Here is a 24,954-nt window from a genome sequence, read left to right as displayed (position 1 = left end):
CGGGGGAAGTTTTCCTTGCTTCTCGGCAGAGAGATCCTAGTCGCACCGGCATCTTACGAGAAAAGCCGCCTGACACATGTTCAAGCGGCTTTTCCTCAACGTCAATTCAGATCGGCGAACTCAGCTGAGCCTGCCTGCGGCATGGGCGAGCATAGTGTAGACCTTGCCGGTATCCGAGGTGAGGTAGGACTGCGAGACGATCTGGTTCGGGTCGGTGCGGGCGACGTCGGCGAGCAGCTTTTCGAAATCACCGATATAGCGATCGACGGCGGTGCGGAATTCCGGTTCGCGGTCGTATTTGCGCTTGATCTCGTCAAAGGTCTGCTGGCCTTTCAGCGTGTAAAGGCGGCGGGTGAAGACGTCACGCTCGCCGCGCTGATAGCGGCGCCAGAGATCGACCGAGGCGTCGTGATCGATGGCGCGGGCGATATCGACCGACAGCGAGTTCAGCGATTCGACGACGTGGCGCGGATTGCGGATGTCACTGCTGCGCGCGGCCGGTGCGGCGGTCTCCGCCGAGCGGGCCGGGGCACGGGCAGGCGCCTCGTCGGCGGCCTCCTCACGCGATGCGCCGCGCAGGAGATCGCTGATCCAGCCGCCGCTTTCGGCGCGAGCCGGTTCCTGGCGGCTTGGTTCCTGACGGCTTGGTTCCTGACGGGCAGGGGCAGGCTGCGGAGCGGCGCGCTGGGGAGCGGCAGCCGGTGCCGTCGGGGCGATCGTTCCGCGCAGGCCCGTCGCTTCGATCGGCGCGGGCGCTGCCGGCTGCGGCGGCGGGGGTGCCACCGGCTGACTTGCGATCGGCTGACTTGCAATCGGCTGGGCGGCACGCGGGGCCGGCTGCGCCTGGGCGAGCGTGCGGGCGACGGGTTCGGAGATTTCGAGCTGCTGGCTGGAACGGCCGACGAGCTGGGAGATATCCTGCAGCGCCTTGATCTGCTCGGCGACGGCCCGGCGCATGGCCGAGGCGCTTTCCTTGGCTTCCTCGGGAAGGTCGAAGGCGCCGCGCTTCAGTTCGGCGCGGGTGGCGTCGAGCTCGTTGCGGATGTCGGCGGCAGAACGGCGGATATCGTCGGTGGCGCCGGAGAAGCGGCCGACGGCATCATCGATCGCCTCGCGCAATGCTTCGCGCATATGCTGGGCGGCACCGTCGGAGGCGCGGCCGGCTTCGCCGAGCATGCGCTCGACTTCCGACAGCGATGCCGTCAGGCCACCGCGAATGCGGTTGGAGAGATCGCCGGAGCGACGCTCGACATTGGCGAAGGTGCCGTCGATCGTCGTATTGGCCTCGTCGCCGGCGCGGGTGATCGCCTCGCGCATCGTCTCGGCAGCTTCCTGGGCGCGTTTCTCGGTTTCGGTGAGAATGCGGCCGATATCGGCGAAGGAGGACTGCACGCCCTGGCGCAGATTGCCGGTGACTTGGCTGGAGCGCTGTTCGGCTCGCTCGAAGACGGTCTCGATCATGCCGCCGAGGCCGCGCATGGTCTTTTCGATCTCGTCGGAGCGCTGAACCAGGCTGACGGAGAGCGTCTGCAGCGCGCCTTCGCGTTCCTCGAGCGTCGAGGCAAGGTTGGACTGGGCGGCGCCGAGAAGCTGCGAGGCCTGTGTCAGGACCTTGGAGTGTTCGTCGAAACGGCCGATGATGCCGCCGACCTGCGACAGCGTCTGGCCCGAAATGTCGGAGAGGCGGTCGACCTTGCCTTCGAGAAGCCGGGTCGAGGCGTTGACCATCTCGGCGGCTTTGGTGGTGGAGTCGGCAAAGCGCGTCGTGGTTTCGCCGAGACGGCTGTCGACGCTGGTCAGCTGCTCGACGGCGCGGTTCATCATCATCGCCATCGCCGCGCTGCTTTCCGACATGCGCTCGACGAGGCCGTTGACGTTGCCGACCAGGCTGTTTTCGATGGCGCTGACGGCGTTGGCGACATTCTCGGTGCGGGCGGCAACGGCGCTGGCGAGCGCTTCGTTTTCGGCGCGCAGACGGTCGGCGCTGAGGTTGGCTGCCGCGGTGATGCGGGCGGCCGCCTGTTCGCCGGCATCGGTATATCGGTCGATGATCGGACGGGCGGTTTCGTCGAGGATGCGGGTCAATTCGACCGAACGGCCAGCGAGCATCGAGTTGAGGTCGCGGGTGCGCTCGTCGAGTGTTGCGCGGATCGAATTGCCGCGCGCTTCGAGCGCCCGGTCGATGCCGGAGAAGGTCGTATCGATCTCGCGAGCGCGCTCCTCGAGATTGGAGCGGATAGCGTTGCTGCGGGCTTCGAGCGCCCGATCGACATCCGCCATGGTGGCGGAAATCTCGCTGCCGGCCCCCGACAGCGTCGAGCGGATGGCATCGCCGCGCGTCTCCAGAGACTGGCCGGCATCCGACAGCGCCTTGGAGATGGCATTGACCTGCGTACCGACGATGGTCTCGGCCTCGGCAACCTTGTTGACGATGGCGTTGCCGGCTTCCGAGAAGGTCTGGGCGACGGCTGCGGCCTGGCTTGCCAGCCGGCTCTGGGCCTCGGCGACGCGGGCGACGATCTGCGACGAGCGCTCATCCATGGTGCGGGTGAATTCGTCGCTTTTCGCATTGAGATCGACGGCGAATTGCTGGCCGGTCTTGCCGAGCAGCTCGGTGGTTCTCGTCGCTTCGCCTTCCATTCCCTGGGCCGCCTCGGCTACCGCGCTGCGCAGCGTCGAGGCGAGGCCGGCGGCCTTGCCTTCGATGGTGCGGTTGACGGCATCGAGGCCGACGGTCAGCGCACGATCCATCGTGGAGAGGCGTTCCTCGATGCGTTCATTGCCGCGGTCGAGGGTTTCGCCAAGGCTTACGGTGCGGCCGTCGATGGCGCCGGTCAGGGTTGTGGCACGGCTGTCGAGCGTCTCGGCCAGATTGGCGGCGCGGCTGTCGATCGCCTGGGTGAGGCTTGCAGCGCTGCCTTCGAGCGTCGCCGTGATGCGCCGGTTGGCGTCGTCGCTAAGCGCGCCGATACGGGAGATGCCGTCGGCAAGCACGCCGGAGAGCTGGCCGCTGGCGGCTTCGACCTTTTCGGCGACACCGCCGACGCCGTTGCTGATGCGGGTCTCGATGGCCGCAAGGCCGGATTCCACGCGCGATCCGGTTTCTTCAAAACGGCCCGTCAGGCTTTCCACCGACTGATCGAGTTGGGCGGAGAAATTCTGCGTGGAGGTCGAAATCGCATTTGCCGCCTCCTGGAAGCGGCCGGCGATCTGGCCGGCGCCGGCATGCATGCGCTCTTCCAACGTCTGGGCGCTGGCATCGATGGCCTGGCGGATCGAGGCTTCCCGGTCCTCCAACGACATTTCGAGCATGCTGACGCTCGTCGCCACCGAGGTGCCGATGCTGGTCGCGTGTTCGGTCAGCGTATCGTTGATCAGCGCATGGGCCTGGTTCAGCGACAGGTCGATGGCATTGGCGCGATCTTCAAGCGTCGTACGGATGCGCTCATGGGCAGAGGTGAGCCCGCCTTCGATACGCGCCGCGGCCTCGTCGGCGAGGCCTCCGAGCCGTGCATGGGCATCGCTCAGACGACCTTCGATGCGGCCGGTCAGGCCGCCGACCAGGTCCTCGAAGCGGGAGCCGCCGGCATCGAGAACGCCGGAAAGGGCGGCACTATGCTCGGAAAGCGCATTTTCGAGCCGCTGCTGATTGTCGGTGTAGGCGGCGCGGATAGCATCGGTCTTGTCGGTGAAGGCGCCGGCGACGCGTGACTCGGCGCCGGAGACGGCCTCCATGATGGCGTTGCTGCGCGCTTCGAGCACACTGTCGAAGCGGCTCTGGTTGTCGTCGAGCGAAATGGCGAGCGCCATGGTCTTTTCGTCGAGCGTGTCGGTCAGCCTGTCGTGCGTTGCCGTTACGGCGCCGATGATCGCGGCGGTGCGGTGCACCAGGGCTTCCTCGAGGCGGGCCTGGCCTTCGTTCAGCGAGGAGGCGATGGCCGCGGCCTTCCGGTCGAGCACGCCGTTCAGGCCGTCATGCGTGCCGGACACCGCCTGGGTGATCGCATCGGCGCCCGATGTCAGGGCTTCCTCGAGGCGGCTCTGGCTCTCGTTCAGCGAAATGGCAAGCGCCATTGCCCGGTCGTCGAGTGTCTCGGACAGGCGGTCGTGGGTGGTGGAGACCGCACTGAGGAAGGATTCCGAGCGGCTATCAAGGGTGTCCTGCAAGCGGCTCTGACCCTCGTTGAGGGCGGCGGCGAGGGCTGCCGACTTTTCATCGAGCGTTTCCGAAAGCCGCTCATGCGTGCCGGACACGGCCTTGAGGAAGGCTTCGGAGCGCGCTTCCAGCGTGTCTTCGATCCGCGACTGGCTCTCATTCAGCGAGATGGCGAGGGTCATCGCCTTTTCGTCCAGCGTTTCGGACAGGCGCTCATGGGTGCCGGAGACCGCATTCAACAGGGCCGCGGAGCGGCTTTCGAGCGTCTCGTCGATGCGGGCCTGGCCTTCGCTGAGCGAGGTGGCAAAAGCTTCCACCTTGCCTTCCAGCGTTTCGGACAGGCGGTCATGCGTGCTGGAGACAGCATTCAGCAGAGCCGCCGAGCGGGTCTGGAGCGTCTCTTCGATGCGGGCTTGGCTCTCGTTCAAGGAGATGGCGAAGGCCGCCGCCTTTTCGTCGAGGGTCTCGGCGAGACGGTCGCGTGTGCCGGACACGGTGTTCAGCAACGCCTCGGCACGTGTTCCCAACGCATTGTCGATGCGGGCATGGCGCTCGTCGAGCGAGGTGGTCAGGGCGGTTGCCTTGCTGTCCAGCGTTTCGGACAGGCGGTCATGGGTGCCGGAGACGGCGTTCAGCAGGGCCGCGGAGCGGGTCTCGAGCGTATCTTCAATGCGGGCCTGGTTTTCGTTGAGCGAAATGGCAAGCGCCATTGCCTTTTCATCGAGCGTCTCGGAGAGGCGGTCATGCGTGCCCGATACCGCGCTCAGCAGCGCTTCGGAGCGGGTCTCGAGCGTATCCTCGATGCGGGCCTGGCTCTCGTTCAGGGAGATGGCGAGCGCCATCGCCTTTTCGTCGAGCGTCTCGGCCAGACGGTCGTGGGTGCCGGAGACGGCATCGATGATGGCATCGGCGCGTGATGTCAGCGCTTCTTCGAAGCGGCCGTGATGGGTGGTGAGCGCATCGACCAACGCACCGCCGCGCTCGGCCATGACGCTGTCGATGCGGCCGTGGGCCGTGCCGAGCGCCTCGCTGATTTCGGCAGCGCGGGCAGTCAGCATGCCGCTCAGTTCCTCGCCGCGGCCGCCGAAGGCTGCGGTGACCTGCTCGGTGCCGGCGGCAACGGCGGTGGTCAGATCGCTGGTGGTGGTGCGCAGCGTGTCGCGGAATTCGGCCGAGCGGGCCTGAAGATTGTTCTGGAGATCGGAGGTGCCGGATGCAAGCGTCAGCGCGATTTCCGAGGTGGCGCTCTGCAGCGCCGAAGTCAGTTCGCCGGTGCGGCTGGTGAGCGCCGCGGTGATTTCGTCCGCCCGGGTGCCGATCGCGCCTTCCAGCACTTCGTGGCCGGTGGAGAGTGCTGTGGCGAGTGCCAGCGACTGGTCGGTCATCGACGAGCTCAGCCGCTCGATGCCGGAACTCAGGATGCCGTCGATCGAATCCGAGCCGCCGGTCAGCGTCTCGTTGATGCGGGCGAGGCTCTCCATCAGCTTGGTGTCGAGCGAGCCGGTGCGTTTGTCGAAGGCGCTGGTGAATTCGGCGACGCGTTCGTCGAAGGCGGTGGACAGCTGGGCAACGGTCGTCTGCAGCCGCTCTTCGAAGAAGCCGGAGCGGACGTCGAGATCCATAACGGCGTCGTCGGCGGTGCTCTGCAGGCTCTGGCGGAAGCTCGCGCCCTTTTCGTCGAGGGCGCTGTTCAGCTTCGACAGCACGTCGTCGAGCGTGCCGCCGATGGTGCGTTCGCCTGATGTCAGGCTCTCATTGATCTCACGGGTGCGGGCGATCAGGATCTCGCTGAGCTGCTGCGTGCGCTCGTGCAGCGCGGCATTCAGCTTCTCGGTGCTGCTGTCCATGGTCGAGGCGCGCGTCTCGAACTGGCTGAGCAGTTTTTCGCCATGGTCATTGAGGTTGACGGAGAGCGCTTCGAGGCGGTTGTCGAATTCGGTGGCGAGCGCGAAACCCGATGCGTTCAGTGTCTGCAGCAGGCTATCGGTCTTGGCGGCGAGCAGGCTGCCGATCGACTGCAGGGCGTTGTCCGATTTTTCCAGAATCGTCGCGGCGCGCGTATCGATCAGCGAGGCAAAGGCTTCGCCCGATGTGGAAAGCCGCACGGCGATCTCTTCGGTCGCAAGCGACAGCTCTTCCTTCAGCTGGTCGTGGACGCTGCCAATCGAGGTGCGGATGCGGTCGGCATGGTTGACGATCGCCTCGCGCTCGGAGCCGAGTTCGTGGACGAGCCCGCGGACGCGCAACTCGTTGTCGGCATAGGAACGTTCAAGCGCATTGACTTCGGAATGGACGAGCGTTTCCAGCTCGGAGGCACGTGCGATGGTGCGCTCGATGCCTTCATTCATGGCCGAGACCTCACGGCGCACGGCCTGGCCAACGGTCATGATACGCTCGGAGGCGATGGTTTCCGGCTCCGCCAGGCGCAATGCGACCTCCGCCATGGAACGGGCGGCGTTGCGCATGTCCTGGGCGCGGGCGATCATGATGGCGAAAGCATAGAACATCATGACGGGGATGATGATGCCGACGAGGCCGGCGATGACGCCGGGCAGGGCGACGAGATCGGCGAGTGAACGGATCTGCCAGATCTGCGGCGCATAAAGCAGCGACATCAGGCCGAGGCCGCCCATCACCCAAAGCACTGAAAACAGCGTGGCGGTGCGCACCGCCGAGCGGCTGGAGGCGCCGTCGAAGGATTTCAGGATCGAGGCGGGCGTGTTTCGGCTGGCATCGTTGGCGGGCGTGAAAGCCGGCCCCCTGGAAGCCTGCTCGCCGGTGGCACCGCGGCGGTTGCGGCGCTGCGCTTCTTCCTGGGCCTGCTGGTTACGCGCATTCGATGGATCAGACACATTAGCCTCCGGGGCCTCAGGCGCATCGCCGCGGCGAGACGGCACGTTATCTTTGCCGAAGTCGATCTGGAGCGCCTCGTCCAATGCCTTGAACGCCTTGTCCTCAATCGACTCGTTATATTTGTTGTTCGCCATTGGTAATGCCTCGTTACTGTCGGCCGGTCCGGCAGCGCAATCCCGGGCTTCCGCCTCACCCGGGAAACAACTTTGCCGTTCCAGCCTTCCATCCCAACGACGGACGGATAAGCATGTCATTTCAGAGTAGATAGCCGCTTTTTCAAACGGAAGGTATCAAAACACTACCATTATCCACTCGCTCGGCAAAGGCGCGTACCATAAACCCGCTCCACCAGTATCGTAGTGACACATCTGGGCTCTTCACACAATTAATGAAGGCTTGAGATTCCAGGCTCGTTAACCCGTTGTTAACATCTTTAAATCCCTGGCACCGCTTAAAAACCAATAATTTAGCGATATTTAACGGATGTTAACCATATGGCGAGATTTCCGCCCCGCATGTGCCGGAATTTAACGTGATGGCCACCCTCCTGTCGCAGAACTGTTGCAACTGCGGACGACACGAGACGGGAGAACTGGCAATGGCAGCTCAGATGGCAGCTTTGAACATCGTATTCGAGGCGCCGGATAATGCAAAGGGACCCTGTCCCTCGAAGGTCCGGCCGATCGATCTCGTCCATCTCGCCAAGCAGACAATGGGCGACAAGTCGCTGGAAATCGAAGTCCTTCAGATGTTTGCGCGCCAGGCTCGCGCATGTCTGCAGGATATTGCGAGCGGCGAAACCATCCGCGTCGGCGCGGCCGCACACCGCCTGAAGGGCGCGGCAAGCTCGGTCGGCGCGTTCCGCGTGTCGCAGACGGCCGAAGCCGTCGAGGAAACCGGCGGTGACGCCGGGGCGACGGCAGCGCTGGGTGCCGCCGTCATCGACGCCGAGAATTTCATCCTCAAGCTCTGCCGCGGCTGATCCTGTTTGAGAATGCGTTCGAATGAGGCCCGTTGTTCCATTGCGGAACCGCGGGTCTTTTTGCGACGTCTTCCATGACGCTTTGAAGACGGCGGGCGAAGGCCTGATCTGCGAGGTTATGGCGACTTTCCCGATGTTGACTGAAGCGTCGAATTGTCGGAAGAAAATCCGCCCATCATTTGAAGACCGGAAATAGTCCTGATGCCAAAACTTACCATCGTCGCGTTCGACGGCACGCGCTTCGACCTCGATGTCGACCAAGGCTCCACCGTCATGGAAAATGCCGTGCGCAATTCGGTGCCCGGCATCGAGGCCGAATGCGGCGGCGCCTGCGCCTGCGCGACCTGTCATGTCTATGTCGACGAGGCATGGACCGAGCAGGTTGGCCAGCCGGAAGCGATGGAAGAGGATATGCTCGACTTCGCCTTCGATGTGCGCCCGACCTCGCGGCTGTCCTGTCAGATCCGCATGAAGGCTGTCTATGACGGCCTCGTGGTGCACGTGCCGGAACGCCAGGCTTAAAGTGCGTCGCGATCTTTCAGATCCGCTCCTTGCGCTTTAGCTCTTTGTTTTATGCATGTCGTTGCGGCAAAACCGCTTCGCGCTTTGCCCGGCAAAACCGCTTCGCGCTTTGCCCGGCAAAACCGCTTCGCGCTTTGCCCGGCAAAACCGCTTCGCGCTTTGCCCGGCAAAACCGCTTCGCGCTTTGCCTGGGAAAATCGCTGCACACTTTGCGCGACATGCTTTAAGCGCGCTGCGCTTCAACCTTCACCGGAATAGGATCCACAAAAAAGACGCCTCGCGCGCTGGTGCGAGCGAGGCGAGGCGGGCGCATTACCTACGGATGAGGGAGGAACATCCGCGGCTTCGGAACGCGCCAGGAGAACCCAGCGATGAAAGGGCAGATGCCGTAGCTGCACTTTCGAATGTGTTCATATTAACGCGTTCCGGTTGAGTCTGCCAGGATGAAAAATGACCATTCAATCACTGGGGAGGGTGCAAGTTTCGCACAAGTTTCGTTGTGCAGCTAAGGTTTTCCGCTCGCAACCAGACCCAAAAAGCCTTATTTTGCGCCGGCTCGGCCGTTGATTCGATTGTTCAGCAATCTCAGCATGCGCTTCTGAAAATTGACCGCTTCGACCCGGTCGAATCGCGCCTGCAGCCGATCGTGCTCCTCTATACCGCGAGCTGATTCGCCTGAGACGAGTTCCTGCATGGCCTCGCAGCTGCGCTGCTGCGGCAAGGTGCGGATGGCGCGCTCCATGGCGCGGGCCTGATCGCGGGCGATTTCGGCATGGCGCTCCTCGTGGCGCTTGATATCGCTCGACAGCGCGTCCCAGATCACCGACAGCTCCTTGCTGGCGCCCTTGCGGCTGGTCCAGCGCGGCAGGATGATCTGGGTGTGGACCGTGACCTTGACGTTGCCGACGCGGCAACGGCCGTTATCCTGGATATAGGTGGCCTCACCGCCGAAGCGGATCTTCGTTGCGCCGGGGTGGCGCGCCGAGGAGCCGCTCGAGGTCGGGCCGCGCCGGCTGAGTTCGCGGTCGAGCTCATCCGCGGTTTTGCCGCGGATGTCGAAATAGGAATAGCTTTTCGATGCGATCACTTCTGCTGCCACTGGGCTGCAGACGGAAAGAGCAATGGAAAAGGCGATCGGAAGGACCATATAACGCACTGCAAGCGGCATTCTGAACGCAACCCGTGTTGAAATCGACCGGAGCTTGGGGCATAGCCACCGCAAGCGCAATATCGGATGGCGCTTTTTTCGTGATCGATGGGATAAGTCTGGTGACAGGGTTCGAAGGCAGTTTATGGCGTGTGGGCCATGGCCGGGAGATCGAACTCGGCCGTCGTTCTATCATCATGGCGATCATCAATGTGACACCGGACTCCTTTTCCGACGGCGGACGCTTCGAAACCGTCGATGCTGCTGTCGAACACGCGCTTCGGGCGGTTAGCGAGGGAGCCGGGATTGTCGACATCGGCGGCGAATCCACCCGGCCGAACGCCGCTGCCGTCAGCCCTTCCGAGGAACAGGCGCGCGTGCTGCCGGTGATCGAGGCGCTGCGCGGGCGCACCCAGGCGCTGATCTCGATCGATACCTATCGCGCCGAAACGGCGCGGCTGGCGGTCAGTGCCGGCGCCCATATCGTCAATGATGTGTTCGGGCTGCAGAAGGAGCCGGATATCGCCGACATCGCCGCGGCGACCGGGGCCGGGCTTTGCATCATGCATACCGGCCGCGACAGGGCGAAGCTTCCCGACGTGATCGCCGACCAGGTGCACTTTCTCAAACGGTCGCTTGAGATCGCTCGGGCCGCCGGCGTCAACAGCGACCGCATCGTACTCGATCCGGGCTTCGGCTTCGCCAAGGAGACGGCGGAGGAGAACCTCGAACTGATGGCGCGGTTTTCCGAACTGTCCCGCTTCGGCCTGCCGCTGCTTGCCGGGACGTCGCGCAAGCGCTTCCTTGGCGCGGTGACGGGACGTGAGGCTGCCGACCGGGATGCGGCGACGGCCGTCACCAGCGCCCTGCTCAGGCTTCAGGGGGCTGCGGTTTTCCGGGTGCACAATGTCGCAATCAACAGGGATGCGCTTGTTATTGCCGATGCTATGCTGAATGCGCGCCAGGAATTCGAGAGGAAGCGGCCGACATGACCACCTACACGATCACGCTGCAGAACTGCGCCTTCTTTGCGCGCCACGGCGTGCATGACGAGGAGGAATTCCTCGGCCAGCGCTTCTTCGTCGATGCCGAGCTGGATGTCGTTGCCGGCGAGGCGCTGAAAAGCGACTCGATCGACGATACCGTCAATTACGGCATCGCCTTCACGGTGATCGAGGGGATCGTCACCGGCAAGCGCCGTTACCTGATCGAGGCGCTGGCGCTCGATATCGCCAAGGGGCTCTGCGAGAAATTTCCGCAGGTCCGGCGGGCAAAGATCACGGTGCGCAAGCCGAATGCGCCGGTGCCCGGCGTGCTCGATTTCGTGCAGGTGAGCGTTGAACACTTTGCCTGAGACCGCAATGCGATCGGCCACACTCGGCCTCGGCGGTAATATCGGCGATCCCGTCAAGGCGATGGCCGCCGCGCTGCAGCGGCTGGACGGACGAGATGACTGCCGGGTTACGGCGGTTTCGCGGCTCTATCGCACGCCGCCCTGGGGCAAGACCGACCAATCCTTCTTCTTCAACGCCTGCGCCGCGGTCGAAACCCGGCTGGAGCCCGAGGCTTTGCTCGATGTCTGCCTGTCGATCGAGCGGGAGATGAAACGCGAGCGTATCGAGCGCTGGGGTCCGCGCACACTCGATATCGACGTGCTGACCTATGAAGACGTTATCCAGGAGGCGCCGCGGCTGGAACTGCCGCATCCGCGCATGACCGATCGCGGTTTCGTGCTGATGCCGCTTGCCGATATCGCGCCGGGTCTGCTCGTCAGGGGCAGGGCGGTCAGCGACTGGCTTGAAGATGCCGAGGTGGCGGGCATCGAGGTTCCCGACAGTAGCCGCGACTGGTGGCTCCAAACCTGAGGCGGAGATTCTGAAACGGAAAACGGCGGGAAACCCGCCGCTTCAGGAAAATCCGGGGTGCGATTGATCTACTGGATGGAACCGACGGCCATCTCGTCGACCTGCCGGGTCAGTGTCAGGCCGATGACCGGGATCATCTGGCTTTCGACCTTGACCGAAACGGTGACGTTCATCGTCTTGTCATCACGCACGCGGGCGATCATCGCGCCGTTCAGCTTGGCGCGGTTGATGCCGACGACGACGGTATCCTCGCTGACGGCGCCGGAGACGACGTCAAGACCCTTGCCGGCGGCGCCGTCCAGGAACTTGCCCTTGTAGGTCGAGCCCGACTGCGAGATGACGGCGGTCATCGGCTGCTTGAAGACGCCGACGCGGCAGGTGCCGTCGAGCTTGATGCCGGCGCCGCTGTCGCCCGTGGGCTCGCCGATCAGGTTGCAGGTGAATTTGGTACCCTTGTACTTGCCGGCGACGATTTCGCCCGGGCCCTTCCAGGAGCCGGCGACGGAATCGAAGAAGGCCTTGTCACGGGTTGCGGCGGTGGCTGCCGGAGCGACATCTGCGACGGGAGACAATGCCGCGGCGGCCAGACCGCATATAATGAGAAACTTGCGCGAATACATGGATTTTCCTTGGCAAACACCACTCACGAACTGGCTGCAAGTTTTGCCTGGGAATGGTTAATCCTTCCTTTCGATTGTGCCGAAATGCAAGGCAATACAGGGGGTTCACGCAATTCCGATTTCAGTATATCGGCGTTATAGTCTTGAATTTGCTGTAATTTCGCCAACGTTCCGTTAGGGACGGCGAAGGCTGCGGAATTGTTCCGTCTCTCAAGGAGTGTTGCCGCGCGGCGACATGGAGGGCGTGAGATCGCCGATAAAATCGCCGATTCCCGGCCGCTTCAGGGCATGGAAGGCGAGTGGGCGGCAAAGATCCATCGCCGCGATTCCAATGCGGGCGGTCATCAGGCCGTTGATGACGCCTTCGCCGAGCCGGGCCGAGAGCTTGGAGGCCAGGCCATGACCGAGCACCTGCTGGACGAGGCTGTCGCCGACGGCGATCGAGCCGGTGACGGCCAGATGCGCCAGCACGTCGCGCAGCAGACGGAACATGCCGAGGGTGCCGGGACGGCCGCCGTAAAGCTCGGCCATGGCGCGGATGAGGCGCACGGCCTCATAGAGCACATAGAGCAGGTCGACCACGGCGCGCGGGCTGACGGCGGTGACGATCGACACGCGCTTGGAGGCGTTGACGATCAGGGCGCGGGCCTTGCGGTCGAGCGGCGTCAGCAATTCGCGTTCGGCGAGCGCAATCAGATGCGGGGGATCGATGACCTCGCCTTCCGTCGCCTTCAGCGTGGCGCGGCCCTTCGACGTCTCGGGATTGGCCGAAAGCAGCGTGACGAGGCGGGCGACGACGGCGCGCGCCTTCGCCGGCCGGGTTTCGACCATCGCGGCTTCCGCCTCGGCCTTGATCGCCTGGACGGCGGCAAGGCGCATCATGCCTGACGTCTCGCGGACGACGAGGGCAAGCACGGCGAGGATGCCGACCGCGAGCACGGCAAGGGCCACATAACCCAACCAGTCGGCGCGGGTGAAGAGATCGCGGATCAGGCTATCGGTCCAGAGGCCGATGCCAAGCGACAGCAGGATGCCGAAGGCGCCGGCGGCGATCTTGCCGAAGGAGGTTCGGCGTCTCAGCGGCGTTGCCACGGGCACTGCGCTCAGATCCTTGTCGGGATTGAGGAAGGGATCGTCCTCATCCGCCGTCACGACGATGTTTTCGGAGAAGCTTTCCGGCTTGCGCCGAGGCTCTGCCTGGCGGCCGTTGTCATGGCGCTCGGTGGCCTCGTCCTCATAGGTGAAAGCTGCGGGCGGGCGACGTGGCGGATCGGAGGGGGGCTTGCTCATGCGAGACGATCTCCGAACAGGAACTGCATGGCGCGGTCGAGGCGGATATGCGGCACCGACAGCTTGATGCCGCCGCCGGTTTCCTCGAGCTGCGGCGGACGGAACCTGACGACATTGACATCGGGCAGCCGCAGGCCGCTCTCGCCCGCGGCGATGCGGTCGAACAGGCTTTCGGGATCCGCCGGCAGGTCGCCGGGAAAGATCGCGGTCTTTCTCTGGCCGTCGAAACGCTCGCCGGCGATGGTTTCGCCTTCCATGGGCGTGCCGACGATGACAGGCAGGTCATGGCCGTCGCGCTTGACCGATGCCTCGCGGGTGGCGCGCACGGAGGCCAGCGCCATGACATCGATTCCCGCACCCGCCATGCCGATGCGGTCGATGGCGCGATCGACCAGGCGGCGGGTCAGCGCGTCGAGCCGGTCGTGGCTTTCATGGTGGAGATGATCGGCCTTGGTGGCGGCGACCAGCACGCGGTCGATGCGCCGCCCGAGCAGCGAGGAGAGCAGCGAATTGGTGCCGGGGCGGAAACAGGCGAGCACATCGGTCAGCGCGCGTTCCAGATCCTGGACGGCTTCGGGGCCGCGGTTCATCGCCTGCAGCGCATCGACGAGCACGATCTGGCGGTCGAGCCGGGCGAAATGCTCGCGGAAGAAGGGTTTGACGACGACGGATTTATAGGCCTCGTAGCGCCGCTCCATCATCGTCCAGAGCGAACTGCGCCCGGGACGGCCGTCCGCCGGCAAGGCCAGCGGCGCGAAGGTCAGCGCCGGCGAGCCGTCGAGATCGCCGGGCAGCAGCAGGCGGCCGGGCGGCAGGGTGGAGAGCGAGCGTTCGTCGGCCTTGCAGGCCTTAAGATATTCGGCAAAGGCGGTGGCAAGGTCGCGGGCGATCATCTCGTCGGCGCCGGCCTGGATATCGGCGGCATGCGTCAGCGCCAGCCATCCGCGCGACAGTTCGGATCGGACGCCGGTTTTCGCCAGTGCGATCGTTTCCTCACTGAAGGTGCGGTAATCCTTGCCGAGCAGCGGCAGGTCGAGCAGCCATTCGCCGGGATAATCGACGATATCGATCGACAGGCGGCCGGGCGAAAACAGCCGGTTCCAGCCGCTGGCGCTCTGATAATCCAGCGTGATGCGCAGCTCTGAGATGGCGCGGGTCGAATCCGGCCAGATGCGATCCTTCACCAGTGCGCGGATATGATCCTCGTACTGGAAGCGCGGCACGGCATCGTCGGGCTGCGGTTCCAGCCGCACCGCCGAGACACGGCCGGACTGCACCGGCTCGAACAGCGGCAGGCGACCGCCATGCAGGAGATTGTGCACCAGCGATGAAATGAAGACCGTCTTGCCGGAACGGGAGAGACCGGTAACACCGAGCCGCACGGTCGGATTGACGAGGCCGCTTGCCCGATCGGCGAGATTGTCGAAGGCGATGCGGGCGTCGTCGGCAAAGGATGTGAGGCGTGGCGGCAAGGCGCAATTCCGGTTGGTGACTGCCGGCAATATAGGAAGGACGCGCCGCCTGAAAAAGACGCGGCGCGAAAGCTTTCAGACGACCACGAAGTCGGTGAGACGCCAGCCGCCGGCAGCAGCGTCGTAATCGACGACGGCAAGGCCCGCCGTCGGGAAGCCGCCGGGAAGGGCGCTGACCATCGCTTCGTGGCCGATCAGCACTTCCAGCGTCTGCTCCATGGTTGGATTGTGGCCGACCAGCATGACGGCCGCCTCTTCCTGCGAATCGACGATTTCGAGATAGTTATCGACCGTGGCGTTGTAGAGCGCATCGACATAACGTAGGTCGAGCGTGAGGCCCATCGCCCGATGAACCGCATCGGCAGTGCCGCGGCAGCGCAGCGCCGTCGAACTGATCAGTAGATTGGGACGGTAGCCCTTGTCGGCGGCTTTGTCGGCAATGATCTCGGCATCGCCGAAGCCTTTTTCATTGAGCGGCCGGTCGAAATCGCGCTGTCCGGGTTCGGCCCAGGCCGCCTCGGCATGACGCAGGAGATAGATGCGGTTCGGCGGAGGCAGCGGTACGGTCATGGGCAAATCCAGGATCGGGCGGGTCTTTTCAGTAGCGGTTGCGCTTGGCCGCCGTCAATCGCCAGCCATGCCGCAACGGCGCAAAACGTGGCTGACAACACGGCGTTTTGAAGGCGAAGAAGAAAACGGTAGCCGGAATAACCATGACAAAATAGATCGTTAGCCTAAAATTGTAACAGATTTAAAAATCTGTTTACCTGTCGTATTTGGCTTGAATCGCGGCTAGCGCTTGGGATATACACCCGCCCAGATGAGATGTTCTTCAGGAGAATCGCGTTGAGTGAGAAGATCGATCTTAGCAATTACGTTCCCTCGGAAGAGGAAGAGTTCATGAACGTAAACCAGCGTGCCTACTTCAGGACCAAGCTGGTTGCATGGAGAAATGATATCCTTCGAGAAGCGCGCGAAACCCTCGACCACCTGGCCGAGGAAAGCGCAAACCATCCCGACCTCGCCGACCGGGCGTCGTCGGAAACCGACCGGGCGATCGAACTTCGCGCCCGTGATCGGCAGAGAAAGCTGATTTCCAAGATCGACGCGGCACTGCAGCGCATCGAAGACGGTACTTACGGCTATTGCGAGGAAACCGGCGAACCGATCGGCCTCAAGCGTCTCGACGCCCGCCCGATCGCGACGCTGTCGATCGAGGCGCAGGAGCGCCACGAACGCCGCGAAAAAGTCTATCGCGACGAATAACGGTTTTCATGCAGAGATGAGAGCAGAACAAGCGCCGCGATCGGATCGCGGCGCTTGTTCGTTTATCACTGCTCCGCTGCAGAATCGCCTGTCGCCAGAGCTTTCCACGATTGCTCTCGCTCGGCCTCCATGGAGAGATCGATCGTCACAAGCGTGCCGTTCCTCAGTCGGCGTCGCAGGATGTCCGCTTTCTCAGGATCCGTCCGAACCATGCCTTCAGCGTGAAGAGCCTGCAGCCTTGAGCGTGAAAGCTTCAGTTCCGAGGCCAGCAAACGGTCGAGGCGGGTGCTCGTTGGGACCGGGACCGCCAGTTCGATTGCCAATGTCGTCCAATTTGCGGTTTCGTGCCGCATCTCCTTGGCGATTTCAAACTCGGCAAACTCGTCCACCCGCAGCGATTTGCGTCGGAGAGCATCGAGGTTGAAGGTCTCGGCCCGGATCCAGTCCGGATCGTTGGACTGCAGTGCGTCAAGGATCGCAGGATCGATGTCGCGGACATTGCGGCGCTCGAAGATCGGCCGGTTCCATGTCCTTTCACAGGTCAGGCATTTGTAGATAAGCCAGGCATCCAGCTTGCGGCCATTGGCGTTCAGCCGAATCTTGCCGCTGCATGCGAAGGCTCTCAGGCCTCCGCATCCGCCACATGCGATCCAGGGCTGGGCAGCTGTCTTTGGAATAATAGTCCATCGGACCCGAAGCGTCTTGCACATATCGTCTTGGTCTTCCGTTCGGAAGTCCATCGAGATGGTGCATGAGAAAACCCTTGCGGGCGCGGTGTGGCGATGTTGTGGGCGGCTGAAGAGCTGAGACAGCGGAGCTGCACATGGCACATTGGAACAATGCCAAACCGGTCTCTCGCCACCACCCGATGAACATGGTCGCATGCCGCCAGCATGTCGCTAGGCGGCAGTACGGGTGAAACTGGAGTGAGACCGGTGTTTACTTAGGCAAAATGCAACCTCGGATGCGCCAACGCTCTTCACCCCCATCGATAGCAAATCATCGGCATGATGGGGAGGCCCGAGACATTAGGACACTGAAAAAGCCGCGATATGCGGCTTTTGTGCAACTTCATGGTGAAGGAGAAGGCGCGGCAACCCGGCGTGACGCGGGCGTCTTTACCCTCATTTGTCGCGATTGACGCTCATTTCGCCGAAGATGCGGGCAACTTCCTTCTGCAATTCGGTATCGGCGCCGGTGATCGGGGCGAGGTCGGGATCGCGGCGCGGCAGGTTGCTCGGTTGCGGCTGCGGTATGGCTTGGCGCGGGGCCTGGTTTGCCGGCGCCGGCACGATGCGTTCAGCCGTCAGATTGTTCGACATTTCCTCTTCCAGCACCCGCTGGAAATCATGGCGGGTCGCCGCTGCCGATTGCGCAGCCGCATCGTCCTCGGCTGGGCCGGGGGCTGCGCGGGCGGCGGCCGGCATGTCGTGGGCAGGCGGGGCGGAGATCTCGGGTTCGATGCGCTGCTGCGGCAGCACGCGCTGGCGGGCGGCATCGAGGATCTCGGCCGCACTTGCGGTATCGTGGAATGCTGCGGGCGCGACCGGGGGAGCAACGGGACGCTCCGGCGGGCGCGGCTGGGGCGGGGCAGGCGGAGGAATGTCGCGTTCGGCCGACAGGGGCACTGTTACCGGGTTTGCCGGAAGAGGGCTTGTTGCCACCGGCGGTGCCACGGCCGGCTGGGCCTGCGGTTCGGGGCGCGGGCGCGGCTCCGGCGAAACCGGTGCGGAGAAGGAAGGCTCGGCGGCCGGCTCGACGCGGGCGGGGGCAGGCGGTGCGACCGGAGCCGCAACTGCGGCGCGGGGCGGAGAAACCGGTGGCGTTTCCGGGCGCGCCAGGGGTGATACTGGACGCTGTTCGACCGGTTGCGGACGGTCGGCGGTTTCCGGCTGTCCGGCGGCAGCGGGCAGGATACGGCTTTCGATGACGATATCGCTCGGGCCGCCGATCATGATCAGATGCTCGACGTCGTCGCGGCGCACCAGCACCAGCCGGCGGCGGGCATCGACAGCGGCGGCATCCAGAACCTGCAGACGGGGCTGGCGGTTGCGGCCGCCGCGCACGAAGGGCGAGGGCGCCCGGCTGCGGATCACCCAGAGCACGAGGATGAGCAGGAGAAGCGCCAGACCGACGCCACCGGCGGCAAGCAGAAAACGGCTGCCATAAGCTCCGACAACATCATCCAACATAATCACTTACTCCATTTCATATTCGGCACATATTGACGACTTTTCCGTTCCTTAGGCAAGGGCCGCCGGTGCTGTCCAGTCACGGGAGAACGCGATTTCGTGTTTCGATGCTTGGGTGCTCGGCGATCTTTCGCAGGGTGGCCGCGACAGGGTTCAGGGGCAGATGGCGCTGTTGCCTGTGAATTCAAGCAGTCTTGCCGGCCGCCGGTGTTTTTGCCGACGCGGCAAATTGCTAAGAAGGAAAGAGTGCCTGATTCCCGCTTCGTGTTCGTGCTACGAAGCTGGAGGGCTTATGTGAGGAATACATGACGAAACCGCGTCAGGCCGACGATTATAACGCACCGCTTGTGGATCGTGGGGGGCGTTCTGGCACGGTTTTGCGCATTCTTCTGCTGGCCCTTGTGCTGATTGCAGCCGCCGGCGGCTTCGTCGTCTTCAAGAGATCGCTCGACAATGAGATCGTGCTCGGCGGTCTCGGCGTGCTTGCCATGGTCGGCATCTTCTTCCTGGTATCCTCGGTCATCGGCTTCATCGAGGTGATGCCGCAGCGCCAGTCCGACAGCCTGGCGCGCGCCTTCCTCAACAGCCATCCCGACGGCACGCTGATCACCGACGAAAAGGGCAGGATCATCTATGCCAATGCCGCCTATGGCGCGCTGACCGGCGCACGCAAGGCGACCGAGGTGCAGACGCTGGAAACCCTGCTGTCGCGCCACCGCGAATCGAACGAGGCGCTCTATCGACTGGTCAACGGCCTGCGCGAGGGCAAGGAAGGCCGGGAGGAATTCCGCCTGTTGCGCGCCGTCGGGCCTGGCAGCAACAGCTCCGGCGCCCATTGGTATCGGCTGAAGGCGCGGCTGCTGCAGCCGGAGGAAAACGGCGGCAAGCCGCTGCAGATCTGGCAGATCACCGATATCACCACCGAGCGCGACGATCAGGAGCGCTTTTTCAAGGAATTGCAGAACGCGATCGACTATCTCGATCATGCGCCGGCCGGCTTCTTCTCAGCCGGCAGGAAGGGCGAGATTTTCTATCTCAATGCCACGCTTGCCGAGTGGCTGGGCCTCGATCTCACCAAATTCGTGCCGGGCTCGATGACGATCGGCGACGTGGTGGCGGGCGAGGGGCTGGCGCTGATCCAGTCGGTGCAGGCCGAACCCGGCCTGAAGAAGACGGTGACGCTCGATCTCGACCTGCGCAAGACCAATGGCCAGAGCCTGCCGGTGCAGATCATCCACAGCGTCACCTCGATGCGCGACGGCGCGCCTGGCGAGAGCCGGACGATCGTGCTGGGGCGTGAAAAGAGCGAGGCCGGCGGCCAGTCCGCGTCGGCCGCCGCCATGCGTTTCACCCGCTTCTTCAACAACACGCCGATGGCGATCGCCTCGGTGGACGGCGAAGGGCGGATCCTGCGGACCAACGCGCCGTTCCTGAAGCTGTTCTCCGGCGTCGTCTCGCGCGACGACCTCGAAAAGGCGCCGCATCTCGAAACCATCGTCCAGGAAAGCGACCGGCCGCAGCTCGCCGAGGCGCTGGCGGCGGCCAAGGACCGGCAGGGCGACATCGCGCCGCTCGATACCCGCACGCCGACCGACGAGGCGCGCTATTTCCGTTTCTACGTCAATGCCGTCATCGACCAGAGCGACGAGGCGCCCGAGGAGGCGGCGATCGTCTATGCCGTCGAGGTGACCGAGCAGAAGGCGCTGGAAGCACAGATGGCGCAGACCCAGAAGATGAATGCCGTCGGCACGCTTGCCGGCGGCATCGCGCATGATTTCAACAATGTGCTGACGGCGATCCTGCTTTCCTCCGACCATCTGCTGCTGCAGGCGCGGCCGGCCGATGCGAGCTTTGCCGACCTGATGGAAATCAAGCGCAACGCCAACCGCGCCGCGGTGCTGGTGCGCCAGCTGCTCGCCTTCTCGCGCAAGCAGACGATGCGGCCCTCGGTGCTCAACCTCACCGATGTCGTCGGCGACCTGCGCATGCTGGTCGACCGGCTGCTCTCCGGCACCAACGTCAAGCTGGACGTGCAATATGGCCGCGACCTCTGGCCCGTCAAAACCGATCTTTCGCAATTCGAACAGGTGCTGATCAATCTCTGCGTCAATGCGCGCGATGCGATGCCCGAGGGTGGCACGCTGACGCTGCGCACCCGAAACCTGACGGCTGCCGAAGTCTCGGCCTTCAACTATTCCTACATGCCGGCCGAGGACATGGTGCTGATCGAAGTCGCCGATAACGGCACTGGTATCGCGCCTGAGATCATGGACAAGATCTTCGAGCCCTTCTTCACCACCAAGGATGTCGGCAAGGGCACGGGACTTGGCCTTGCCATGGTCTACGGCATCGTCAAGCAATCGGGTGGTTACATCCAGCCGGAATCCGAAGTCGGCAAGGGCACGACCTTCCGGGTCTTCCTGCCGCGCCATATCCCGGAGCCGGCGGTTGCCGCCGAAGCCGGTGCGATCGACAGCGCCGTCGCCGAGATCGGCATGCGGCCGGAGGCGCCGACGGCGCAGCAGCCGGAGGACCTGACGGGATCGGCGGTCATCCTTCTCGTCGAAGACGAGGAGGCGGTGCGCCGTGGCGGCAAGCGCATGCTGGAAACGCGCGGTTATACCGTGCATGAGGCGGGCTCGGGCGTCGAGGCGCTCAGCATCATGGAGGAGCTCGACGGCAAGGTCGACATCGTCGTTTCCGACGTGGTCATGCCTGAGATGGACGGCCCGACACTGCTGCGCGAGCTGCGCAAGACCTATCCCGACATGAAATTCATCTTCGTCTCCGGCTATGCCGAAGATGCCTTTGCCCGCAACCTGCCGCCCGAGTCAAAATTCGGGTTTTTGCCGAAGCCGTTTTCGCTGAAGCAGTTGGCTGTGGTGGTGAAGGAGACGCTGGACGGATGAAGGGGGCCGTCGGAGAGGTCGCGCCGTGTGGTACCCCCCTCTGCCCTGCCGGGCATCTCCCCCACAGGTGGGGAGATCGACAAGAGGCGTGCTCCTCCCGCCTCTCTGCCGTTTCGCCGGATTGCAACGCTGATTGTTGAGGAAAGCCGGTGCGCCCAGCCCATCTCCCCACCTGTGGGGGAGATGCCCGGCAGGGCAGAGGGGGGCTTGCACGGCACGCCCGATCTGCTAGGGCATTCTTGCCCTCCTACTATCCCTTACTCGCCAAGCGCCACGGCAATCTCGGCCGCCAGCCGCGCATTGTTCTCCACCAGCGCGATATTGGTCTTGAGGCTCTGGCCGTCCGTCAGGTCGAAGATGGTCGAGAGCAGATAGGGCGTTACCGCCTTGCCGGTGATTTCGTCGCGCTCGGCGCTGTCGAGTGCGCGTTCGATATAGATTTCCATCTCCTCGCGGGCGATCTCGTCGGCCTCGGGCACCGGGTTGGCGATGAGCATGCCGCCGTCGATGCCGAGCTGTTCGCGTACCGTCTGGAAATTGGCGATGGCGGCCGGGCTGTTCAGCGACAGCGGGCTGCGGATGCCCGAGGCGCGTGACCAGAAGGCGGGGAATTCTTCGCTCTCATAGGTGACCACGGGAACGCCGCGGGTTTCCAACACTTCCAGCGTCTTCGGAATGTCGAGGATCGCCTTGGCGCCGGCGCAGACGACGATGACGCCGGTGCGGGCCAGTTCCTCGAGATCGGCTGATATGTCGAAGCTTTCCTCGGCGCCGCGGTGCACGCCGCCGATGCCGCCTGTGGCAAAAACGCGGATGCCGGCGCGGGCGGCGGCGATCATCGTCGCGGCGACCGTGGTGGCGCCGGTGCGGCGCTCGGCGATCGCAAAGGCGAGATCGGCGCGCGACACCTTCATCACTTCGGTCGCCTTGGCAAGCTGCTCCAGTTCGCCGGCTTCAAGGCCGATATGCAGCGTGCCATGAATGACGGCGATGGTTGCCGGCACCGCGCCCTGTTCGCGAATGATCGTCTCAACGCTGCGGGCCATCTCGATATTGCCGGGATAGGGCATGCCATGGGTGATGATGGTCGATTCCAGCGCCACCAGCGGCGCGCCGCGCTGCTTGGCGCTGGCGACCTCCTTCGAATAGGCGATCGGCAGAAGAGGCGAAATGGGCTTGGTCATGATCTTGTCCTGTCGTCGATAGAGCATGATGCCGAAAGTCTCAGCGGTTTTCGGACGACATCATGGTGAACTTCAATTTAGCCGCTTCAATGCAGAATTCTGACCTTGGGAACAAGGGCAAGCGCCGCATTCAAGAGATCCGGCGTCAGATTTTCGTTGACGGCGTGCCGCGACTGCACGGTCAGCGTGGCGGCTGCCGTGCCGTGACGAACCGCCTCTTCGAGCGGCAGGCCGAGCATCAGGGCTGCAAGGGTGCCGGCTGCAAGCGAATCGCCGGCTCCGGTGACGTCGGCGACGGTGTCGGCGATCGGCGGCTGCAGCGTCACGGCGCGGCCCTCGCAAAGGGCCACGAGCTCGCGGCGGCCGCGGGTGACGACGGCGTTCCTGATGCCGAGCTCGTTCAGAAGCGGCGGCCAGCCGGCGGCGTCTTCCGGCTGTTCACCAGCAAGGGCTGAGGCCTCGGCCTCATTCAGGAACAGGTAGTCGATATCCGCGATGCAGGGTTTCAGCCTGACGACCTTGGCAGGCGAGATGGCAATCGCTGCGACCGGCTTTGCCAGGGAATGCGCCTTGGCGACGATCGCCGCAATCGTTTCTTCCGGCAGGTTGGCGTCGAAAAGAATGAGATCGTGGGCGGCGAAGGCCTCCCGTACCCAGCGGATGGAGAGGCGCCGCGGCACGAAGAAGCGGTAGAGATCCATGTCGGCAAGGGCGATGACCAGATTGCCGTCCTTCTCGATAATCGCCGTATAGCTCGGGGTCTTGCGGTCGAGGAAGACGAAAGGCCGGTCGTCGATGCCGGCGAAATCGGCGGCGTCGCCGACCATCTCGCCCATCGGATCGCCGCCCCGCGGCGAGATCATCGTCACCTGAAAACCAAGCCTTGCCAGATTACGCGCCGCATTGAAGCCGCCGCCGCCCGGCTCCTCGAACCAGGTGCCGGGATTGCTGGCGCCAGGCGCCGTCTCGCCGGAGATGCGGCCGCGTCTATCGATATGGGCACCGCCGAGCACGAGAATCTTTCCGCTCATTGCAGCCACTCTCTTGATGCCCGAAACGCGAATCGATGCGATGGGTTCTCTTGCGCGGGTATCGGCATTTCAGGCCTAAGCCGTTGCTTTGCATCGATAAAACAAAAATAGAACACGGGGCGTTTTACCTTTTTCTTTCAATCGTTTGATCGCCTATTGCGAGAATAGAACAAATAGGGTACAAACTCGACATTGCTTGGGCGGCTTCAATAACCTAAAGGTGGATCGAATGTCTCAGAATTCATTGCGGCTGGTAGAGGACAAATCGGTGGACAAAAGCAAAGCGCTTGAAGCGGCACTCTCACAGATAGAGCGGTCGTTCGGCAAGGGCTCGATCATGAAACTCGGCTCCAACGAGAATGTTGTCGAGATCGAGACGATTTCGACCGGCTCGCTTGGCCTCGATATCGCACTTGGCGTCGGTGGTCTGCCGAGGGGCCGAATCATTGAAATTTACGGGCCGGAAAGCTCGGGTAAGACAACGCTTGCGCTGCAGACCATTGCCGAAGCGCAGAAGAAGGGCGGCATCTGCGCCTTCGTCGATGCCGAACATGCGCTCGATCCCGTCTATGCCCGCAAGCTTGGCGTCGATCTGCAGAACCTTCTGATCTCGCAGCCCGATACCGGCGAGCAGGCGCTGGAAATCACCGATACGCTGGTGCGGTCCGGTGCCGTCGATGTTCTCGTGGTCGACTCGGTCGCCGCACTGACGCCGCGCGCCGAAATCGAAGGCGAGATGGGCGACAGCCTGCCCGGCCTGCAGGCGCGCCTGATGAGCCAGGCGCTGCGCAAGCTCACCGCTTCGATTTCCAAGTCGAACACCATGGTGATCTTCATCAACCAGATCCGCATGAAGATCGGCGTCATGTTCGGTTCGCCTGAGACAACGACCGGCGGCAATGCGCTGAAATTCTATGCCTCCGTGCGCCTCGACATCCGCCGCATCGGCGCAGTCAAGGAGCGTGAAGAGGTGATCGGCAACCAGACCCGCGTGAAGGTCGTCAAGAACAAGATGGCGCCGCCCTTCAAGCAGGTCGAATTCGACATCATGTATGGCGAGGGTGTTTCCAAGACCGGCGAACTGGTTGATCTCGGCGTCAAGGCCGGCATCGTCGAGAAATCCGGTGCCTGGTTCTCCTATAACAGCCAGCGTCTCGGCCAAGGCCGCGAAAACGCCAAGACCTTCCTGCGCGACAATCCGGATCTTGCCCGCGAGATCGAACTGTCGCTGCGCCAGAATGCCGGCCTGATCGCCGACCGCTTCCTGCAGAACGGCGGACCGGACCCCGATGACGGTGATGCTGCCGCGGAAATGTGATTTCGCGATCGGTTTTCTGCCAGTCTCTTTGAAAATCCAAGCCGGCTGCATTCCCTGATCAGAATGCGGCCGGTTTTGTTTGTCCGCTGGACAGTGGCGGAGGCGAACGTTAAAAGCCGATGGATTTAGATTTACCTGCCTCCGGCA

18 protein-coding genes are annotated in these 24,954 nt (G+C 63.5%); 8 read left to right on the top strand and 10 right to left on the bottom strand.

All coding sequences use genetic code 11. From position 1 onward, the window contains the following. Positions 1 to 120 precede the first annotated feature (120 nt). Positions 121 to 7,143: an apolipoprotein A-IV repeat region-like domain-containing protein gene (locus CO657_RS09920; RefSeq protein ID WP_054183018.1), complete on the bottom strand. Its 7,023-nt coding sequence runs from the start codon at positions 7,141 to 7,143 to the stop codon at positions 121 to 123. A gap of 464 nt (positions 7,144 to 7,607) precedes the next feature. Here CO657_RS09920 and CO657_RS09915 point away from each other — a divergent pair, with 464 nt between their 5' ends. Together CO657_RS09915 and CO657_RS09910 are read left to right on the top strand one after the other, a co-directional pair. Then, on the top strand, positions 7,608 to 7,991 hold the full coding sequence (locus tag CO657_RS09915; RefSeq protein WP_003569019.1) for an Hpt domain-containing protein: 384 nt from the start codon (positions 7,608 to 7,610) through the stop codon (positions 7,989 to 7,991). A gap of 201 nt (positions 7,992 to 8,192) precedes the next feature. After that, positions 8,193 to 8,513, top strand: coding sequence for a 2Fe-2S iron-sulfur cluster-binding protein (locus CO657_RS09910; protein ID WP_003569017.1), 321 nt, complete (start codon positions 8,193 to 8,195; stop codon positions 8,511 to 8,513). A gap of 541 nt (positions 8,514 to 9,054) precedes the next feature. Here CO657_RS09910 and CO657_RS09905 read toward each other — a convergent pair. Next, positions 9,055 to 9,681, bottom strand: coding sequence for a DUF922 domain-containing Zn-dependent protease (locus tag CO657_RS09905; protein ID WP_054183019.1), 627 nt, complete (start codon positions 9,679 to 9,681; stop codon positions 9,055 to 9,057). Positions 9,682 to 9,782: 101 nt separating this feature from the next. Here CO657_RS09905 and folP point away from each other — a divergent pair, with 101 nt between their 5' ends. Genes folP through folK form a run of 3 tightly spaced genes read left to right on the top strand, consistent with a single transcriptional unit; the run spans position 9,783 to position 11,525 of the window. Beyond that, entirely contained in the window at positions 9,783 to 10,652 is an 870-nt protein-coding gene (folP, locus tag CO657_RS09900) for a dihydropteroate synthase (RefSeq protein ID WP_054183020.1), read from the top strand. Further along, entirely contained in the window at positions 10,649 to 11,014 is a 366-nt protein-coding gene (gene folB, locus CO657_RS09895) for a dihydroneopterin aldolase (protein WP_054183021.1), read from the top strand. Before folP ends, folB begins: the two co-directional genes overlap by 4 nt. Positions 11,015 to 11,021: 7 nt before the next feature. Next, positions 11,022 to 11,525 (top strand): 2-amino-4-hydroxy-6-hydroxymethyldihydropteridine diphosphokinase, encoded by a 504-nt coding sequence (folK, locus tag CO657_RS09890; RefSeq protein WP_054183022.1) that lies wholly within the window; start codon positions 11,022 to 11,024, stop codon positions 11,523 to 11,525. A gap of 68 nt (positions 11,526 to 11,593) precedes the next feature. On the opposite strand, the gene CO657_RS09885 is transcribed toward folK, so the two are convergent. The 4 genes from CO657_RS09885 to CO657_RS09870 all read right to left on the bottom strand — a co-directional run bounded on the left by CO657_RS09885 (position 11,594) and on the right by CO657_RS09870 (position 15,477). Then, a complete protein-coding gene (locus CO657_RS09885) occupies positions 11,594 to 12,145 on the bottom strand; it encodes a hypothetical protein (RefSeq protein WP_003579600.1) in 552 nt (183 codons plus the stop codon). Between the two features lie 210 nt (positions 12,146 to 12,355). Further along, positions 12,356 to 13,435 (bottom strand): YcjF family protein, encoded by a 1,080-nt coding sequence (locus tag CO657_RS09880; RefSeq protein ID WP_054183023.1) that lies wholly within the window; start codon positions 13,433 to 13,435, stop codon positions 12,356 to 12,358. Further along, positions 13,432 to 14,907: a YcjX family GTP-binding protein gene (locus tag CO657_RS09875; RefSeq protein ID WP_054183024.1), complete on the bottom strand. Its 1,476-nt coding sequence runs from the start codon at positions 14,905 to 14,907 to the stop codon at positions 13,432 to 13,434. Before CO657_RS09875 ends, CO657_RS09880 begins: the two co-directional genes overlap by 4 nt. Before the next feature lie 75 nt (positions 14,908 to 14,982). Continuing rightward, positions 14,983 to 15,477 (bottom strand): SixA phosphatase family protein, encoded by a 495-nt coding sequence (locus CO657_RS09870; protein ID WP_003586189.1) that lies wholly within the window; start codon positions 15,475 to 15,477, stop codon positions 14,983 to 14,985. Between the two features lie 276 nt (positions 15,478 to 15,753). On the opposite strand from CO657_RS09870, the gene dksA reads away from it, so the two are divergent. Further along, positions 15,754 to 16,173 carry an RNA polymerase-binding protein DksA gene (gene dksA / locus CO657_RS09865; RefSeq protein WP_003569003.1) on the top strand — a complete coding sequence of 140 codons (420 nt, stop codon included), beginning with the start codon at positions 15,754 to 15,756 and terminating at the stop codon, positions 16,171 to 16,173. A 65-nt stretch (positions 16,174 to 16,238) separates the two neighbouring features. Here dksA and CO657_RS09860 read toward each other — a convergent pair whose 3' ends face one another. After that, positions 16,239 to 17,003, bottom strand: a complete 765-nt coding sequence (locus CO657_RS09860; RefSeq protein ID WP_082366274.1) for a DUF1062 domain-containing protein — start codon at positions 17,001 to 17,003, stop codon at positions 16,239 to 16,241. A gap of 294 nt (positions 17,004 to 17,297) precedes the next feature. Beyond that, entirely contained in the window at positions 17,298 to 18,365 is a 1,068-nt protein-coding gene (locus CO657_RS09855; RefSeq protein ID WP_054183026.1) for a flagellar biosynthetic protein FliO, read from the bottom strand. A 305-nt stretch (positions 18,366 to 18,670) separates the two neighbouring features. Here CO657_RS09855 and cckA point away from each other — a divergent pair, with 305 nt between their 5' ends. Next, positions 18,671 to 21,274 (top strand): cell cycle histidine kinase CckA, encoded by a 2,604-nt coding sequence (cckA, locus tag CO657_RS09850; RefSeq protein ID WP_054183027.1) that lies wholly within the window; start codon positions 18,671 to 18,673, stop codon positions 21,272 to 21,274. A gap of 257 nt (positions 21,275 to 21,531) precedes the next feature. On the opposite strand, the gene CO657_RS09840 is transcribed toward cckA, so the two are convergent. Both CO657_RS09840 and CO657_RS09835 read right to left on the bottom strand, forming a co-directional pair. Then, positions 21,532 to 22,458, bottom strand: coding sequence for a pseudouridine-5'-phosphate glycosidase (locus CO657_RS09840; RefSeq protein ID WP_054183126.1), 927 nt, complete (start codon positions 22,456 to 22,458; stop codon positions 21,532 to 21,534). Positions 22,459 to 22,544: 86 nt separating this feature from the next. Further along, a complete protein-coding gene (locus tag CO657_RS09835) occupies positions 22,545 to 23,489 on the bottom strand; it encodes a carbohydrate kinase family protein (RefSeq protein ID WP_054183028.1) in 945 nt (314 codons plus the stop codon). Positions 23,490 to 23,718: 229 nt separating this feature from the next. Between CO657_RS09835 and recA the strand changes: the two genes are divergently transcribed. Then, on the top strand, positions 23,719 to 24,807 hold the full coding sequence (recA, locus tag CO657_RS09830; RefSeq protein ID WP_003586201.1) for a recombinase RecA: 1,089 nt from the start codon (positions 23,719 to 23,721) through the stop codon (positions 24,805 to 24,807). The last annotated feature ends 147 nt before the right edge of the window (positions 24,808 to 24,954 follow it).

This window comes from Rhizobium acidisoli (assembly GCF_002531755.2).
In the GTDB taxonomy this organism is placed as follows: Bacteria; Pseudomonadota; Alphaproteobacteria; order Rhizobiales; family Rhizobiaceae; genus Rhizobium; species Rhizobium acidisoli.
Note: the sequence above shows the minus strand (reverse complement) of the source record. Positions and strands in the feature narration are given on the sequence as shown.